The sequence below is a fragment of the Hydrogenophaga sp. genome (genome assembly GCF_050250835.1).
Classification (GTDB): Bacteria; Pseudomonadota; Gammaproteobacteria; order Burkholderiales; family Burkholderiaceae_C; genus Hydrogenophaga.
On sequence record NZ_JBFWNX010000015.1, the window covers coordinates 76432 to 93252 of the forward strand.

Genomic DNA, 16821 nt, shown 5'->3' on the forward strand with positions numbered 1-16821 from the left:
CCATGCCGCTGATCGAAGCTCGATCCCTCACCCGGCGCTACGCCATGGGCCATCAGACGGTGCATGCGCTGGCAGGGGTGTCGCTTGACATCGAGGCCGGCGAGTTTGTGGCCATCATGGGCTCCTCCGGGTCCGGCAAATCGACACTGATGAACATCCTGGGTTGCCTGGACCTGCCCGACTCGGGTGAATACCGGCTGGCCGGCGAGCCAGTGCAGCGCATGGGCTCCGATGCGCTGGCCGCCGTGCGCAACCGCCGCATCGGTTTCGTGTTCCAGCAGTTCAACCTGTTGCCGCGCACCAGCGCGCTGGAAAACGTGGAGCTGCCCATGGTCTATGCCGGCGTGCCCACCGCGGAACGGCAGCGCCGTGCGCGCGAGGCCTTGCAGCGCGTGGGCCTGGAGGACCGCAGCGGACACACGCCGGCCGAACTCTCCGGTGGCCAGCAGCAGCGCGTGGCCATTGCGCGAGCGCTGGTCAACCTGCCTCAGCTGATCCTGGCCGACGAGCCCACCGGCGCGCTGGACACCCGCACCAGCGAGGACATCATGGGTTTGCTCGCTGCCCTCAATGCCCAGGGCATCACGGTGATTCTGGTCACCCACGAACACGAAGTGGCGTCCTGGGCGCGGCGCCGACTGGTGTTTCGCGATGGACTGCTGATCGAGGACGCCGCCCAGCCTGGCCACGCGCTCCAGGAGGCGTCCGCATGAACCTGCAGGCGGCGCTGCGCAGCGCCTGGCGTGCGCTGGTGGCCAATCCCTTGCGCAGCCTGTTGACCATGCTGGGCATCATCATGGGCGTGGCAGCGGTCATTGCCATGATCGCCATCGGCCAGGGCGCCACCGATCGGGTGCACCAACAGATGAAGACGCTCGGGTCCAACGTCATCCTGGTGCACCCCGGCAGCGTGAACACCGGTGGCGTTCGCCAGGGTGCGCAGACCGGGCAGGCGCTCACCGAGGCCGATGCCTGGGCCATTGCGCAGGAAGTGCCCGAAGTGCAGGTGGCCGCTCCCAATTCACGCACCATGTCGCAGGTGGTGCATGGCGGCGTCAACTGGAACACGGTGTTGTTTGGTACCGGCAATGCGCACCTGGAAGTGATGGACTGGCCGCTCTCGGCCGGACGCCTGTTCGAGGCCACAGAAATGCAGGGCGCCGCCAAGGTGGCCTTGATCGGCGAAACGATTGCGCGCGAACTGTTTGGCGATCAGGACCCGCTGGACCAGGTGATCCGTGTGCGCAGCGTGCCCATGACGGTGGTGGGCGTGCTCGAACGCAAAGGTCAGAACATGTGGGGCAACGACCAGGACGACGTGGTGATGGTGCCACTCAGCACCTTCCGCAGCCGCCTGCAGGGCAACGCCGGCGGGCGCCTCCAGCGCATCAACAGCATCCTGATCAAAGTGCGCGATGGCCACGACATGAAGGTGGCCGAGGAAAACATCCGGGACCTGCTTCGCCAGCGCCTGCGCGTGCAGCCCGGTGCCGACGGACCTTTTCGCATCCGCAACCTCACCGAAATGCTGCAGGCGCGCGAAGAATCCAGCCGCACCATGACGCTGCTGCTCTCGGCAGTGGCCGGCGTGAGCCTGCTGGTGGGAGGCGTCGGCATCATGAACATCATGCTGGTGAGCGTGACCGAGCGCACCCGAGAGATCGGTCTGCGCATGGCCGTGGGTGCGCGTGGGCGCGACATCCTCACGCAGTTCCTGATGGAGGCGATCACGCTCAGCCTGATCGGCGGCCTGGCCGGCGTCGCCCTGGGCGCCATCGCCACCTGGGCGCTGGGTCATTTTGCGGGCTGGCAGGTCAGCATGACGCTGGAGTCCATCGCGCTCGCCGCAGGCTTCTCGGCCAGCGTGGGCGTGTTCTTCGGCTTTTACCCGGCGCGCAGGGCTTCGCGGCTGCTGCCCATACAGGCGCTGCGCCACGAGTAGGCGTTCAGCCCAGCGTGAATCTGAAGGTGGCGCCTTCGCCGGGCGCGGCTTCGGCCTGCATCTCGCCGCCATGACGCTGCACGATGCGCCGCGCGGTCGCCAGGCCAATGCCCAGGCCGCTGAATTCGTGGGGCATGTGCAGACGCTGGAACGGCTGGAACAGCTTGGCCGAGCGCGCCATGTCGAAACCCGCGCCGTTGTCGCTGACGCAAAACCAGGACTTGCCCTCGCGCCGCTGCGCGAAAACGCGCACCGAAGCCAGCGGCGTCTGAGCGGTGTACTTCCATGCGTTGTGAAGCAGGTTCTGCAGCAGGGCTTCGATCAATGGCGGGTCGCCCATGGCCTGCAGGCCCGGGTCCACGCGCCACTGCACGTGGCGCTGGGGCTCGGTGGCGGCAAATTCCTCCAGCAGCCGTGTGGCGATGGCGCTGATGTCCACCGGCTCGCGCCGCAGTTCGCCGCGTGCGAATTGCGAGAGCGTGAGCAGGCCGTCGATGAGTTCGCCCATCTTCTTGCTGGCCGCCATGATGCGTTCCAGGTGGGCCTGGCTCTCGGCGTCCATGGCAGGGTTGTCTTCGCGCAGCGCCTGTGCAAAGCCGTTGATGATGCGCAGGGGCGAACGCAGGTCATGCGCCACCGCATAGGAATAGCTCTCCAACTCTTCGTAGGCCGCCTCCAGCGCCTGGGTGCGAAGGCGGATGCGCTGTTCCAGCGAGGCATTGAGCCGCTGGATTTCCATCTCGTTGCGTTTTCGCTCGGTCACATCCTGTGTGACCCCCAGCGCCCGCACGGCGCGCCCCTGCGCGTTGCGTTCGAACTCGGCTTGCACCGAGAACCAGCGTTCCTCGCCGTCGAAGGTCATGCGGTATTCGATGTCGTACTTGAGGGAGCCCTTGATGGCCTCCGCCCAGCGCTCCAGCACCCGGGGCCGGTCTTCGGGGTGCGTGCGCGCGAGCAGTTCATCGTCGGTGAAGGCGGGCGAGGGCAGGTGGAGGATGCCGTGAGATTCCGCCAGCGTGCTGAAGCGGCGCGTGGCCACGTCGGCCTGCCAACTGGCCAGGCCCGCCATGGTGTGAGCCTGGCGCAGCAACTGCTCGCTGGTGCGCAACGCCTCTTCCATGGCCTTTCGGACGCTGATGTCCTGCACCACCGCAATGAGATAGTCAGGCTCGCCAGCTTCGGTGCGCACCAGCGAGAGCGTGAGATAGACCCACACCGTATGGCCCTGCTTGTGGATGTAGCGTTTCTCGAAGCTGTAGTGCGTGATCTCGCCGTCGAGCGTGCGCTGAAGCTGTTTCATGTCCAGCGCCAGGTCCTGCGGGTGCGTGAAGTCGCGGAAATGCATGCCCAGCATTTCCGCCTTGGTGTAGCCCACGATGTCGCAGTAGGTCTGGTTGACGCGAATCCAGCGACCGTCGATGTGGCTGTGTGCCATGCCCGTGGCCCCTTGCTCGAAGGTGTCCTCGAGCTTGCGCTTGTTCTCTTCCAGCAGCGTGGTGGCTGCGCGCAAGTCGCGGTTGCGTCGCTGCATCAGCGCAATGGCGCCCACCACCACGATCTGGGTGATGAGGTGCCACAGGTTGAGCCAGAAGGCTTCGACCGGGTTGTCGATGGCGAAACTGAAGTAGGGCTGGACCAGCATGAAGTTGATCAGCAGCATGCCGATCAAGGTGCTGAACATGCCGACGCGGAAACCGCCATAGAGCGCCGAGATGGCGGCCGCCAGCGACAGGGTGATGAAGCGCCCGCCCGATTCGGCTGGCGCCAGCTCCACGCGCAGCCAGGCCGACACCAGCGTGACGATCAGGGCCACACCGTAACGGTTCAGGCTGCTGCGCCGCTCCGGCTGCCAGTCCACCAGCATTTGCCAGTACCGTTGCGCCAGATTCCCCTTGGGGTCGGAGGTGGTCATGGGGCGTGGGCTGGCAAGGGCGGATCGGCTTGGGTTCACCGCGTTATACCGGATGGCCTCGTTTCTGGGTGAGCGCCTGCAACATCGTGTCGATGGCGTCGGCGCTTTCCTGTGGCTTTTCCATGGGAAACAGGTGGCTGCCCTCCACCATGAGCAGGCGCTCGGGATGGTCCTTGCCCACCAGCCGTTGCGTCATGGCCATGCCCACCTGCTTCATCTCCTGCGAGCGCGTGCCGCCGATGAACCCCACCGGGCAGCCCAGCGGGTGGCGGCGCAGCAGACGGTCCAGGTTGTGGGGCAGGGTGTTGTAGATCGCGGTCTCGATGTCGCGGTCGAAGCCCAGGACCCGTTGAGACTGGCCCTGCGCGTCGGTGTGTTCGTGGGTGCCGTGGTGGATGTAGTCGCGCAGCACCTGGGGGTCCCAGTCGGCAAAGGCCCGCTTGGAGAGGAAGTACTCATGCGCGGTGGCGCTGTCGGGCCAGGCGTTGCGGCGCCGCCGGCTGACCTTGCCGGGCGTGATCGAACCCACGAGCTGCGTGCGCTTGACCAGCTCCAGCGCGCGGGCGCGCCAGCCACCCAGCACAGGCGAGTCGATCAGCACCACGCCCCTCACCGCGTGGCCACCCAGGCGCGGGTGGCGAGCGGCACACATGAGACTGAGAAAGCCGCCCAGCGAGTGTCCCACGAGCCACGCACCCTGGCCGTGGCGCTGGACCTCGGGAGCGGCGAAATCGGCCAGCTGCTGCACCAGGTGAGGCCAGTTGCTGGTGACGGGGTAGCGCGGGTCGTGGCCGAAGCGGTCCACCGCACGCACCGCGTGGCCGCGCGCGCGCAGCGACTTGAACAGCACGCCGTAGGTGCTGGCGGGGAAACTGTTGGCGTGGGAGAAGACGATCAGGGACAACGCGAAGCCTCAGATGAGTTTCTCGCGCGCGTTCGTGATCTTTTTCAGCGGCTGGCTGCGCGGCGTGCTGCACAGCAGTGGCACTTCGGTGTGAGCGCCGTCCCAGGTCGGGTCCTCGATGCTGTCAAACACCTCGCGCAGCTTCTGGCCCCAGGTGTTGTGCACCATGCGGAAGTAGGGGTTGTTGTCGTCGATGCAGGTGATCTTGTCCGACTGCAGGCGGTCGACCTCGTAGACGGCCATGTCCAGCGGCAGGCCGACCGACAGGTTGGACTTGAGCGTGGAGTCCATGGAGACCAGCACGCACTTGGCGGCCTCGTCCAGCGGGGTTTCGGGTGTGATCACGCGGTCGAGCACGGGTTTGCCGTACTTGGATTCCCCGATCTGGAAGAACGGTGTTTCGGAGGTGGCTTCGATGAAGTTGCCCGCCGAATACACCTGAAACAGCCGCATGCCCTCACCCTGGACCTGGCCGCCGAAGATCATGGACACGTTGAATTCCACACCCGCGCGCTGCAGCGAGTCGCCGTCGCGCTCATAGACGTGGCGCACCGCCGAGCCGAGCACCCGCGCTGCGTCGAACATGCTTTTCGCGTTCCAGATCGTGATGGGCTCGCCGCCATCGGCGTCTTCCAGTTGTTCGATCTGCAGAATCTCGCGCACCGACTGCGACACACTCAGGTTGCCGGCCGAGAGCAGGCACATGAAGCGGTCACCCGGTTTCTCGTAGACGATCATCTTGCGGAAGGTGCTGATCTGGTCGAGACCTGCATTGGTGCGGGAGTCCGACAGGAAAACCATGCCGGCATTGAGTTTCACGGCGACGCAGTAGGTCATGATGGGTTGGCCAGTTTTTTCAATGTGTAGAGTTGTTCCAGCGCCTCGCGCGGGCTCAGTGCATCGGGGTCGATGGCCTCCAGCGCGGCTTGCAGCGGGTGTGCCTCAGGCTCCAGTGTCGCAGGTGGCGGCGCGAACAGGTCCACCTGGCTGCGGCTTTCCTCGCTCTGAGCCTCCAGCGCGGCCAGGGCGTGGCGCGCATGCTGCACCACGCCCGCGGGCACGCCGGCCAGACGCGCCACCTGAATGCCGTAGCTGCGGCTGGCCGGACCGGGCTCGATCTGGTGCAGGAACACAATGCCCCCCGATTTGCCACCGGCCTCGGCCGCGCTCACGTGTACGTTCACCGCGGCGTGGTGACTGGCCGGGAATTCCGTGAGTTCGAAATAGTGGGTGGCGAACAGCGTGAAGGCGCGCGACTTGTCGTGCAGGTGGGTGGCGATGCCACCGGCCAGGGCCAGGCCGTCGAAGGTGGAGGTGCCGCGCCCGATCTCGTCCATCAGCACGAGGCTCTCAGGCGTGGCGGCATGCAGGATCTGCGCGGCTTCGGTCATCTCCACCATGAAGGTGGACTGCGCGTTGGCCAGGTCGTCGGCCGCGCCAATGCGGGTGTGGATGGCGTCGATGGGGCCGAGGCGGCAGGCGGTGGCCGGCACGCAACTGCCCATGCTGGCCAGCAGCACGATCACCGCAACCTGGCGCATGTAGGTGCTTTTGCCGCCCATGTTGGGGCCGGTGATGACCTGCATGCGCTGCTTCGGTCCGAGCACCGTGTCGTTGGCGATGAAGCTGCCACTGCTGGTTTCGTTCAGGCGCGCTTCCACCACCGGGTGGCGCCCGCCGCGAATGTGGATGCAGGGCTCGGGCACGAACTGCGGTTCGCACCAGTTCAGCGAGAGCGCGCGTTCGGTGAGCGCGCACAGCGCGTCCAGCGCGGCCATGGCGCGGGCCAGTTGTGCGAGCGGTACCACGTCATCCTGAAGCTGGTCGAGGAGTTGCTCGTACAGCCATTTTTCGCGCGCCAAGGCGCGGTCCTGTGCCGACAGGGCCTTGTCCTCGAAGGCCTTGAGTTCGGGCGTGATGTAGCGCTCGGCGTTCTTCAGCGTCTGGCGGCGGCGGTAGTCGTCTGGCACCTTGGACGCCTGGCCTTGCGTGACCTCGATATAGAAGCCGTGCACCTTGTTGAACTGCACGCGCAGGTTGGCGATGCCGGTGCGTGCGCGTTCGCGCTGCTCCAGGTCCACCAGAAAGCTGTCGCAGTTGTTCTGGATGCCACGCAGTTCGTCGAGCTCGGCGTCGAAGCCATCGGCGATGACGCCGCCATCGCGCACCAGCGCGGCCGGTTCGGCCAGCAGTGCAGCGCGCAACAGGTCGGCGCAGCCCTGCGGTGGAGTGAGGTGCTGGCCGATGCCTTGCAGCAGTGAGCTGGCGGGCTGATCGCCCAGCTGGCGCGCCAGTTGCTGCGCGCGCTCCAGCGTCTGGCCCAGGCCCACCAGCTCGCGTGGTTTCACCTGGCGCAAGGCGATTCGCGCGGTGATGCGCTCCACATCACTCGCACCTTTGAGCGATTGGCGCAGGCTCTGCCACAGGCCGCCGCGCAGCACGGCGATGGCGCCCAGCCGCTCGCGGGCTTCAGCGCGGTCGCGCCGGGGTTCGAGCAGCCACTGCCGCAATGCGCGGCTGCCCATGCCAGTGCAGCACACGTCCAGCAGCGAGAACAGCGTGGGGCTGCTCTCGCCGCGCAGCGTCTGCGTGAGTTCAAGGTTGCGGCGCGTGTTGGCGGGCAGGTCGATGCGCTCGCCGCTGCGTGCCACCTGCAGGCTGCGCACGTGGGTGAGGGCGCGGCCCTGGGTGTGTTCGGCGTATTGAAGCAGGGCCGCTGCAGCGGCGTGGGCGTCGGGCAGGTCCTGCGCGTCCCAGCCGGCCAGGCTGGCGGCCTGCAATTGTTCCAGCAGCTTGCGCTGGCCCAGGCCGGCGTCGAAGGCCCATGCCGGGCGCAACACCGCCACCAGGCGCCCGCCGTTGCCGCTGCTCTGGCTTGCCAGGGTCTGTACCGCGCGTTCGAAAGCGGGCGTGGCCTCGGCGCTGTAGAGCAGTTCGCCAGGGCCGATGCGGGCCACCCAGTCGGCCAGTTCGTCGCTGGCGCACTGGGCCAGGAACACGATGCCCTGCGTGACCGACATCCAGGCCAGGCCGCAGCCGGTGCGCGCCCCGGGATGCACGGCCATCAGCAGCGCTTCGGTCTTGTCGGAGAGCAGCTCGCTGTCGGTCAGCGTGCCGGGCGTGACCACCCGCACCACCTTGCGTTCCACGGGGCCTTTGGCCGTGGCCACATCGCCCACCTGTTCGCAGATGGCGACCGACTCGCCCAGTTTGATGAGGCGCGCCAGGTACGTGTCGACGGAGTGAAAGGGCACGCCAGCCATGACCACCGGCTCGCCGGCGGACTGGCCGCGTTGCGTGAGCGTGATGTCGAGCAGTCGCGCGGCTTTCTCGGCATCGGCAAAGAACAGTTCGTAGAAATCGCCCATGCGGTAGAACAGCAGCGTGTCCGGGTGCCCGGCCTTGAGGGCCAGGTACTGCTGCATCATGGGTGTGTGCTGGGACAGGTTAGCCAGGGTGGTGGCGCTGTCTGAAAAATCAGGTTTCATCAATGACTTGGGCTCTTCGGCGAGATTCGTCGACGCTGACTTTCTCCGCGAGGCCTATCTTATGGGATGGCCCTGAACGCGAAGCACCGCTGCCAAGGGCTGCGGCCGACGCCAGGCCGGCTGCGCCATCTGGTTGACAATCGGCGATCCTCGGCCCGCATCGCACGCACCCATGCCGTCCTCTCATCCTGCGGAATTTTCCCTGTGCTGACGCTCACCTGGCCCGTGGTGGCCGCCGTGCTGGTGGGTGCCTTGCTGCATGCCGCGTGGAACGCACTCGTCAAGAGCAGCGGCGACAAGGCGCTGGACACGGCGCTGCTGCATATGGTGGGTTCGGCGGCAGCCCTGCCGGTGCTGTGGCTAACGGGGCTGCCAGGACCGGACAGCCTGCCCTTCCTCGCCGCATCGGTGGGCATTCACCTGGGTTACTACATCGCGCTGGTCGGCGCCTACCAACACGGCGAGCTCGGGCTGACGTACCCCATCATGCGCGGTTTCGCGCCCTTGCTCGTGGCCCTGGCCAGTGGCAGCTTCCTGGGCGAGTCGCCCAGTGTGGCGGCATGGGCAGGGGTGATCGGTGTTACCGCGGGGGTGGCCATGGTGGGACTGGCCCACCCGGGAGAGGCCTTGCACCACCGCAAGGCGCTGCTGTACGCGTTCGCCAACGCCGGCATCATTGCCCTGTACACGCTGGTCGATGGCCTGGGTGTGCGCGCCGAAGCGGCCTCTGGCGGCAATGCCCTGCGCTACGTGCTGCTCCTGTTCGTGCTCAATGGCATTGCCTATCCGCTGCTGGTGTGGTGGCGGCGCACACCGCCCGCTCGCGCGGAGATGCTGGTCTATGCCCGGAGGCGCTGGCCCATGGCGGCCATGGGCGCTGCCGCGTCGATCGCTTCCTACGCCATTGCGCTGTGGGCCATGACGCGAGCGCCGGTGGCCAGCGTGGCGGCACTGCGCGAAACCTCGGTGCTGTTCGCCGCCGTCATGGGCACGCTGCTGCTCAAGGAGCGGTTCGGCCTGCAACGTGCTCTGGGCACGGTGGTGATCGTGGCGGGTGTGATGGCGCTGCGGCTGGGTTGAGCGCACACCGCATCGCCCAGAACCTGCCTTTCTCCTGCCGCGCGCCTACGACTGAAGGGGCAGGGCGCTGCGGCGGCGCCCGCCGCGTGGTGCTTTGTGAACGATGATGCGGTGCACGAGGTGCAGCTTGCGCACCGCGGGCTGGGAGAGGACGAAAGGATAGATGTCCATCACGCCCATGCTGCGCGAAATTTCGTTGAGCGCCACGGTGAGTTTCATCCAGTGGTTGAGCCAGCTCAGGAAGCGCGCATTGGTGTGCTCGTCTCCCTCGCCTTCCTGCAGCACCGATGCATCAAAGGGCTCGCAGGCGAGTTCCACCCGATTGCCCCGGATGCCGAACCCCCGTGCGGTGCCCAGCGTGTCTCGCATGTGCAGGTAGTGGGCCCAGGTCTCGGCCCAGTCTTCCCAGGGATGGCAACTGGCGTAGGCACTCACGTGGCGCGTGCTCCAGTCCGCCGGTGCGCCCTGGTGGTAGTGGGTCTCCAGCGCCGCCCTGTAGTCGGCGCGCTCATCGCCAAAGACGTGGCGAAACGATGTCAGCCAGGGTGATCCATCCACCAGGCGCTGCCAGAAGTAATGGCCCGATTCGTGGCGCAAATGGCCCAGCAGGGTGCGGTAGGGCTCACGCAGCGAGGTGCGGCGCTGCTCGCGGGTGGCGTCGTCTGCTTCGTGAGCGTCCAGTGTGATCACGCCATCTTCATGTCCGGTGAACACCGGGGACCCACCTGGCAGGCCGACCAGAATGTCGAAGGCCAGTCCACGCGCGGGGTCTTCGCTCCTGGGCACCAGGGGCAGGCGCAAGGCCAGCAGCGACGACGCCAGGCGCCGCTTGGCCAGTTCGATTCGACCCCACCACTCGGCATGTTCGGGCGTGCCGAGATCGGGCAAGGTGCGCGTGAGCCGACAACACAGGCACAGGTCGTGCGCCGACTCCTCGGCCGATGCCACCGGCACCATCCAGTTGCAGGCTGCGGCGGTGGAGAGGTTCATGCAGCGCCGGTAGAGTCGCGCGCGAGTGCCGCCTTCCACGCTGCGCCACAGCCCCGGGTTGTCTGCAGGTTCCAGCGGCAGCAGCTTGCCACGCAGGGCGTCGTAGCCCAGTGGTTTCATGCACGCCAGGCAGACGCTGTTGCGGAAAAAGATGGGTTGTTGGCAGACACAGGTGAAGGCACGGTTCATCGGGACGATTTTCCTGTGTTCGGGTGGAGGGTCGTAGGGGGTGGCGAAAGCCATCCGCGAGGCTGGGGGCCTTTTCGCGGGGGCAGGTTGTGTGCCAGGCCCGGGTTCAAGGGCGATCACCGCGCGGTGGAGGCCCACCGTGAACACGGGCTGGGCAACGGTGTGACGCCGCGGCGGCAGAACCAGGCCGGTGAAGTGTCACAGCCAGGCGGATCTGGCGAGAAGGGTCAAAAGCCGTGCAGCGACATGTTCAATGTGCTCCCGAACCGAAACGCGCCGCTCCACGATGTAGATCAAAAGCATGCAGATGAGCGGCGCGGTGCGTTGCGGGGCCATGGTTTGGTTCCGGAACCCGAACAAGCGGGCACTTTAGCAGGCTGATCGAAGGCTTTCTGTCGGAACTGTCCGGCACAATTTGAACGTTGGTCTCCACTTCATTTCCATCCACGAGCGCATGGCCGAAGCCGTTCCCGCCACCCAGTCGATACCGGCAGACGCCATGACATCCCTGCCCATTGCGCCGGCCCTGCCATTCGATGCCCTGTTCATGGCCTCGCCGATCGCGGCATCCGTGTCGCAACTGAGCGATGGGCGGCTGGTCGCTGTCAACGATGCCTGGGTCGCACTCACGGGGATGCGCCGCGAAGACGCCATCGGACGCACGACGGTGGAGATTGGCCACTGGCCGAGCGTGGATGAGCGCGATCGCTACGTCAACGAATTGCCCTCGGCGGCGCCGGTGCACTACCTGCGTCTTCGCGATGGCGTGAAGCACAGGGTGCGGCTGCACACCACGGTGCTGGACACCTTGCCAGAACCGCTGGCGCTGGTCTATCTGACCGAGGCCACGCGCGAGTACGAGGCGGAGGAAGCCCGGGCCCAGAGCGAGGCGGCTTTGCGCAGCGCCAATGTGGAGCTGCAGCAACAGGTCGAATTGCACGCTGCCATCGAGAGGATGGCGGGCGTCGGCCATTGGACCAATGCCGAGAACGAAGACGAGGTCATCTGGTCGCTCGGGCTCTACGAGATCGCTGGCCTGGAGCCGCAGGATCGCATCCGCCGCCGCGATGGGCGAGGCGGCATTCACCCTGACGACAAGCCCGCCTGGCTGGCCGCACGAGCCGCCATGGACGGTCGGGAAGTGGAGTTCCGCTGGCTTCGCCCCGATGGCCAGCAGCGCTGGTTCCGCACGCGCATCGGCCAGACCACTGTGGCGGGCAACCCGCAGACCGACTTTGGTGTGGTGCAGGACATCACCGCCGAGCGCGAGGCCAACAAGCGCCTGGCCGAGCAGTTCAAGTTGCTCCAGAACATCGCAGCCCGCGTGCCCGGCATGATGTACCAGGCGCGCCGTCTGCCGGATGGCCGCAGCGTGATTTCCTATGTGAACGACGCAGCGCGCGAGATGCTGGAGATAGAGCCCCAGGCGCTGCAGAGCGATGCGGGAATTCTGTTTGATCGGGTGCATCCGGACGACCGGCCTTCGGTGATCCGCTCGCTGGAGAGGTCGGCGCAGGAGCTCACGTCCTGGCGCCAGACCTACCGGGTCTGTCTTCCCAGTGGGCACACGCGCTGGTACAGCGTGGAGGCGGTGCCTCAGGCTGAGCCCGACGGCTCCGTGGTCTGGCACGGATTCACCACCGACGTGACGCAGGCGCGCATCGCGGCACAAAAGCTCGAACGCCAGCACCGCATGCTCGAAGCGGTTCGCCTGGCGCAGGCGGAGTACATCGAGGCGGACGACAAACGCCGCGCTTTCGAGGGCCTGCTGACCGCTTTTCTCAGCGTGACCGGCAGTTCCTATGGTTTCGTGGGCGAAGTGCTTTACGACGGACAGGATCAGCCCTATCTGAGGACCCATGCCATCACCAACATTGCGTGGGACGAGGCATCGCGTCGCACCTATGAAGATCAGATGGACGCTGGCATGGCGTTTCGCAACTTGCGCACCTTGTTCGGCGTAGCGATGGTGACCAGGGAGCCGGTGATCGCCAACGACCCGCGCCAGGACGCGCGCGCAGGTGGCCTGCCGCCAGGCCATCCGCCCATGGACGCTTTTCTCGGCATTCCCCTGGCCGTTGGAGACAGGCTGATCGCGATGGTGGGCCTGGCCAATCAGCCCGATGGCTACAACGTCGAGGACATCGAATTCCTGCAACCCTTGCTGGGGGCGGTGCGCCAGCTGGTTCTGGCCTGGCGTGGCCACGCCGAGCGCCGACGCACGCGTCAGGAGCTGGAGGCCACCAGCCGCTTGCTGGCCGAAAAAAGCGCCGCATTGCAGGCCACGCTGGACAGCATCAGCCAGGGCCTGACCAAGGTCGACGCCAGCGGCCGCATCCTGATCTACAACCAGCGCGTGCTGGAATTGCTGGACCTGCCCGAGGAACTGCTGCGGGGCCGCCCTTCCAACGAAGACATCGTGAAGTTCCAGCGCGAGCGTGGCGATTTTGGCGACGGCATGCGGCTGGTGGAACCCGAGGCACACGGTTACCTGAAAAGACCCGGTGACGTGGAATCGCCCGACTACTACTGGCGCAAGACGCGTGATGGCCGCACGCTGGACATTCGGTCGCGTCGCCTGAGCGATGGCGGGCTGGTGCGCACCTTCACCGATGTGAGCTCCTATTTCGAGGCCCAGGAAGCCCTGCGGGAGCAGCGCCAGCGACTGGCGTGGGTGCTGGAGGGCACGCGCCCCGGCATCTGGGAAACCAACCTGGTCGAACACACGCTGACGGTGAACGAGCGCTGGGCCGAAATGCTGGGCTACACCTTGCGGGAACTGCAGCCTATGCGCTACGAGACCTGGGAGGCACTGGTGCACCCCGACGACCTGCGGCGAGCGGACGACATCCGGGACCGCCATCTCGCCGGGCAACTGCCTTACTACGAATGCGACATCCGGATGCGCCACAAGCTCGGGCACTGGGTCTGGGTCAACACCCGGGGGCGCGTGCACCAGCGTGACGACCAGGAGCGCGCGCTGTTCATGTCGGGTACGCACATCGACATCTCGGAACGTGTGGCCGCCCAGGAGCAGGTGCGCGCCCTGAATGCGAGCCTGGAGCAACGCGTGAGCGAGCGAACCGCCGCGCTCGAGCGCTCGATGCGCGACATGGAAGCCATTTCATATTCCATCGCGCACGACCTGCGCGCGCCGCTGCGCTCGGTCAATGGTTTCGCGGCCATCGTGCTGGAGGAGGAGGCCGATCGCCTGAGTGCCCAGGGGCGCGATATGTTCCAGCGCATCGCCCGCTCCGCCCGCAACATGGGGCAGATGCTCACCGACATGCTGGAACTGCTGCGCGTGGTCCGCGTGGAGCTGGACGCCGTGCCAGTGGATATGCGGGAACTGGCGCTATCGGTGTCCGAGGCGCTGTCACCCCAGGTGCCACAGGCCCGCATCGATGTGGGGACGTTGCCCCATGCGATGGGTGATGCGACGCTGTTGCGCCAGGTTTTCTCCAATCTGATGGACAACGCGCTGAAGTACTCGCACCACCAGCCGATCCCCCATGTGGTGGCGGGTTTCGACGCGAACCAGCGCGCCTATTTCGTTCGGGACAACGGCATGGGCTTCGACATGGCACACGCGGAAAAACTGTTTGGCCTGTTCCAGCGGTTGCACCCCGGCAGTGAGGTGCCGGGCATGGGCGTGGGGCTGGCGATTGTGGCGCGCATCATCGAGCGCCATGGCGGCCGCATCTGGGCCGAATCGGCGCCCGGCCAGGGCGCCACGTTCTTTTTCCGGTTGCCGCAGGCCTGAACCGCGCTCAGGCAGCCGGGTCTTCGCTGGCGCTTTGCTGTTCCGGTGCCGCGTTGGCGGCGTCCTTCCTGGCCTGGCGCACAGCGGCCTTGTCTCCTGCGCTAGCGAATTTGCTGTATTTGCCCGTCAGGCCGACGAGCTGGCCGTAGATCTTGGGGTTGGCAGCGAGGCATTCTTTCTGTTCGAGGAAGTCGGACTCGCCAGTGAAGTTGCCCACCAGCCCCCCCGCTTCGGTGACCAGCAGCGCGCCAGCGGCCACGTCCCAGGGAGACAGGCCGGTTTCAAAGAAGCCGTCGGTGAATCCGGCGGCCACGTAGGCCAGATCGAGCGCAGCTGAGCCGGGGCGGCGCAGGCCGGCCACGCGCGGCATCACATCGCCAAACAGTTGCAGGTAGGTCTGGAAGGAGTCGCCCGGGCGGAAGGGAAACCCAGTGGAGAGCAGGCAGTCGCGCAGCGTGGTGCGCTTGGCCACGCGCACGCGGCGGTCGTTCATGTACGCGCCGCGCCCACGGGTGGCGCAGAAGAGGTCGTTGCGCGAAGGGTCGTAGACCACGGCCTGTTCGATCCGGTTGCCCACCATGAGTGCAATGCTCACGCAGTAGACCGGAAAGCCATGAATGAAGTTGGTGGTGCCGTCCAGCGGGTCGATGATCCAGACATGGTCTGCGCCGCCGTGCTTGCCCGGCCGCTTGCCCGATTCTTCGGCCCAGATGGCGTGGTCGGGATAGGCGGTGAGCAGGGTGTCGATGATCGCGGCCTCGGCGGCCTGATCGACCTCGGTCACGAAATCGTTGGTCTGTTTGACCGAGACCCGGACCGACTCCACGTCCAGCGCGGCGCGGTTGATGAGGGTGCCAGCGGTGCGTGCGGCCTTGATGGCCACGTTGAGCATGGGGTGGAGTGTGGACGACATGAATTGTGTACCTCGGCGCACCGCGAAGGCGGGCGCGACAGGGGATGAGCGGGAGGGAAGGCCCGGCGATGCGGGCGGCGACAATAGCCGGGATTTTACCGTCCCAGGCCCTTGCTGCATGCGCACCCGTTTTGTTCTCATCCAGACCAGTCACGCCGGCAATGTGGGCGGCGTGGCCCGCGCCATGAAGGTCATGGGTTTCGACGACCTGGTTCTGGTGCAGCCACGCTGGGCCAACGTGTTGCGCCGAGAAGAGACCATCCAGCGCGCCAGTGGTGCCAACGACGTGCTGGCCAAGGCCCGCATCGTGGACACGCTCGACGAGGCGCTGGACGGCATGAGCCATCTTTGCGCCACTGCCATGACCCCGCGCGACTTCGGCCCACCCACGCTCGCCCCGCGTGAGCATTTCACCGGCCTGCTGAGCGCGGGCGATCCCCCCGGGGGCGTGGCCTTCCTGTTCGGCTCCGAGCGATTCGGCATGCGCAACGAGGACGTCTACCGTTGCCATGTGGCGCTGTCCATCCCCACCGCGCCCGGTTTCGGCTCGCTCAACCTGGCCGCTGCGGTGCAGCTCATTGCCTACGACTGGCGCCTGGCGCTGGGTGGTTTTGCTGCGCCGGTGGTGGTGGCCGAGCGGCCGCATGCCGACGCGAGAGCACTTGCCGGCATGCTCGAACACCTGGAACGTGCCCTGGTGGCGGTGGACTTTCTCGACCCGCAGGCGCCCAAGAAGCTCATGCCACGGCTGAACCAGCTTTTCAACCGCGCTGCACCGAGCGAAGAGGAAATCCACATTCTTCGAGGTGTCGCCAAAGCCATGCTGCAAGCCACCGAACGTGGCAAGGGCTAGACTCGGCGCCATGTTTGCCCGCATCCGATCCGACATCCAGTGCATCCTTGACCGCGACCCAGCCGCGCGCGGCACCTGGGAGGTGATCACCTGCTATCCCGGATTGCACGCCGTGTGGCTGCACCGCCCGGCGCACTGGTGCTGGACGCACGGCTTCAAATGGGCGGGCCGCTTCATCTCGCACCTCTCGCGCTGGTTCACCGGCATCGAGATCCATCCGGGCGCCAGGCTGGGCGAGCGTGTGTTCTTCGATCACGCCATGGGTGTGGTGGTCGGGGAGACCGCTGAAATTGGCGATGGCTGCACCATCTACCAGGGCGTCACGCTGGGGGGCACCTCGCTCTACAAGGGCACCAAGCGCCACCCCACCCTGGGCAAGGACGTGGTGGTGAGTGCCGGCGCGAAGGTCCTGGGCGGTTTCCTGGTGGGCGATGGTGCCAAGATTGGCAGCAACGCGGTGGTGATCAAGCCCGTGCCAGCGGGCGCCACGGCGGTGGGCATTCCGGCACGCATCATTCCGAGCAAGACCGGCGAAAGCGCCGATGTGACCGACCCCAAGTTCCAGGCCTATGGCATCACGCAGGAAGACGATCCTCTGTCGCAGGCCATGCGTGGCCTGATCGACAGCACCGCCAGCCAGGAACACCAGATCGCGTTGCTGTGGCAGGCGATCGAGAAGCTGGCCGGGGCTCGCGACGGGGATTGCGTGCCGAGCGATGCGGCGCTCAAGGAGTGCTTCGAGGCTGAAAAGCTCAACCAGCTGGTGGGCAAGTAAGTCCGTTCGGGC

12 protein-coding genes are annotated in these 16821 nt (G+C 66.4%); 6 read left to right on the top strand and 6 right to left on the bottom strand.

Features of this window, described 5'->3' with window-relative positions:
* Window positions 1–2: 2 nt before the first annotated feature.
* Window positions 3–713 carry an ABC transporter ATP-binding protein gene (locus AB7F11_RS17340; protein ID WP_428288940.1) on the top strand — a complete coding sequence of 237 codons (711 nt, stop codon included), beginning with the start codon at window positions 3–5 and terminating at the stop codon, window positions 711–713.
* Window positions 710–1942, top strand: coding sequence for an ABC transporter permease (locus AB7F11_RS17345; protein WP_428288941.1), 1233 nt, complete (start codon window positions 710–712; stop codon window positions 1940–1942). The genes AB7F11_RS17340 and AB7F11_RS17345 overlap by 4 nt, the downstream gene beginning before the upstream one ends.
* 4 nt (window positions 1943–1946) lie before the next feature.
* On the opposite strand, the gene AB7F11_RS17350 is transcribed toward AB7F11_RS17345, so the two are convergent.
* The 4 genes from AB7F11_RS17350 to mutS are packed head-to-tail and all read right to left on the bottom strand — an operon-like array spanning window position 1947 to window position 8246.
* Entirely contained in the window at window positions 1947–3854 is a 1908-nt protein-coding gene (locus tag AB7F11_RS17350; RefSeq protein WP_428288942.1) for a PAS domain S-box protein, read from the bottom strand.
* A gap of 43 nt (window positions 3855–3897) precedes the next feature.
* Window positions 3898–4758 carry an alpha/beta hydrolase gene (locus tag AB7F11_RS17355; RefSeq protein WP_428288943.1) on the bottom strand — a complete coding sequence of 287 codons (861 nt, stop codon included), beginning with the start codon at window positions 4756–4758 and terminating at the stop codon, window positions 3898–3900.
* Window positions 4759–4767: 9 nt separating this feature from the next.
* Complete coding sequence (locus AB7F11_RS17360; protein ID WP_428288944.1) at window positions 4768–5595, bottom strand: peptidase; 828 nt, start codon at window positions 5593–5595, stop codon at window positions 4768–4770.
* Window positions 5592–8246, bottom strand: coding sequence for a DNA mismatch repair protein MutS (gene mutS, locus AB7F11_RS17365; RefSeq protein ID WP_428288945.1), 2655 nt, complete (start codon window positions 8244–8246; stop codon window positions 5592–5594). Before mutS ends, AB7F11_RS17360 begins: the two co-directional genes overlap by 4 nt.
* Before the next feature lie 204 nt (window positions 8247–8450).
* Here mutS and AB7F11_RS17370 point away from each other — a divergent pair, with 204 nt between their 5' ends.
* Entirely contained in the window at window positions 8451–9326 is an 876-nt protein-coding gene (locus tag AB7F11_RS17370; RefSeq protein WP_428288946.1) for an EamA family transporter, read from the top strand.
* 45 nt (window positions 9327–9371) lie between these two features.
* Here the strand turns inward: AB7F11_RS17370 and AB7F11_RS17375 are convergent, their stop codons facing one another.
* Window positions 9372–10505, bottom strand: a complete 1134-nt coding sequence (locus AB7F11_RS17375; protein WP_428299949.1) for a zinc-binding metallopeptidase family protein — start codon at window positions 10503–10505, stop codon at window positions 9372–9374.
* 454 nt (window positions 10506–10959) lie between these two features.
* Here AB7F11_RS17375 and AB7F11_RS17380 point away from each other — a divergent pair, with 454 nt between their 5' ends.
* Window positions 10960–14268, top strand: coding sequence for a PAS domain-containing protein (locus AB7F11_RS17380; RefSeq protein ID WP_428299951.1), 3309 nt, complete (start codon window positions 10960–10962; stop codon window positions 14266–14268).
* A gap of 7 nt (window positions 14269–14275) precedes the next feature.
* Here the strand turns inward: AB7F11_RS17380 and AB7F11_RS17385 are convergent, their stop codons facing one another.
* A complete protein-coding gene (locus AB7F11_RS17385; protein WP_428288949.1) occupies window positions 14276–15181 on the bottom strand; it encodes an inositol monophosphatase family protein in 906 nt (301 codons plus the stop codon).
* A 118-nt stretch (window positions 15182–15299) separates the two neighbouring features.
* Between AB7F11_RS17385 and AB7F11_RS17390 the strand changes: the two genes are divergently transcribed.
* Window positions 15300–16034 carry an RNA methyltransferase gene (locus AB7F11_RS17390; protein WP_428288950.1) on the top strand — a complete coding sequence of 245 codons (735 nt, stop codon included), beginning with the start codon at window positions 15300–15302 and terminating at the stop codon, window positions 16032–16034.
* Window positions 16035–16044: 10 nt separating this feature from the next.
* Complete coding sequence (gene cysE / locus AB7F11_RS17395; protein WP_428288951.1) at window positions 16045–16809, top strand: serine O-acetyltransferase; 765 nt, start codon at window positions 16045–16047, stop codon at window positions 16807–16809.
* The last annotated feature ends 12 nt before the right edge of the window (window positions 16810–16821 follow it).

Bases quoted from the DNA above. Each gene is read 5' to 3' on its own strand.
- mutS (WP_428288945.1), bottom strand. From the start codon at position 8,246: ATGAAACCTGATTTTTCAGACAGCGCCACCACCCTGGCTAACCTGTCC.
- AB7F11_RS17340 (WP_428288940.1), top strand. From the start codon at position 3: ATGCCGCTGATCGAAGCTCGATCCCTCACCCGGCGCTACGCCATGGGC.
- AB7F11_RS17380 (WP_428299951.1), top strand. From the start codon at position 10,960: ATGGCCGAAGCCGTTCCCGCCACCCAGTCGATACCGGCAGACGCCATG.
- AB7F11_RS17360 (WP_428288944.1), bottom strand. From the start codon at position 5,595: ATGACCTACTGCGTCGCCGTGAAACTCAATGCCGGCATGGTTTTCCTG.
- AB7F11_RS17345 (WP_428288941.1), top strand. From the start codon at position 710: ATGAACCTGCAGGCGGCGCTGCGCAGCGCCTGGCGTGCGCTGGTGGCC.
- AB7F11_RS17350 (WP_428288942.1), bottom strand. From the start codon at position 3,854: ATGACCACCTCCGACCCCAAGGGGAATCTGGCGCAACGGTACTGGCAA.
- cysE (WP_428288951.1), top strand. From the start codon at position 16,045: ATGTTTGCCCGCATCCGATCCGACATCCAGTGCATCCTTGACCGCGAC.
- AB7F11_RS17390 (WP_428288950.1), top strand. From the start codon at position 15,300: ATGCGCACCCGTTTTGTTCTCATCCAGACCAGTCACGCCGGCAATGTG.
- AB7F11_RS17385 (WP_428288949.1), bottom strand. From the start codon at position 15,181: ATGTCGTCCACACTCCACCCCATGCTCAACGTGGCCATCAAGGCCGCA.
- AB7F11_RS17375 (WP_428299949.1), bottom strand. From the start codon at position 10,505: ATGAACCGTGCCTTCACCTGTGTCTGCCAACAACCCATCTTTTTCCGC.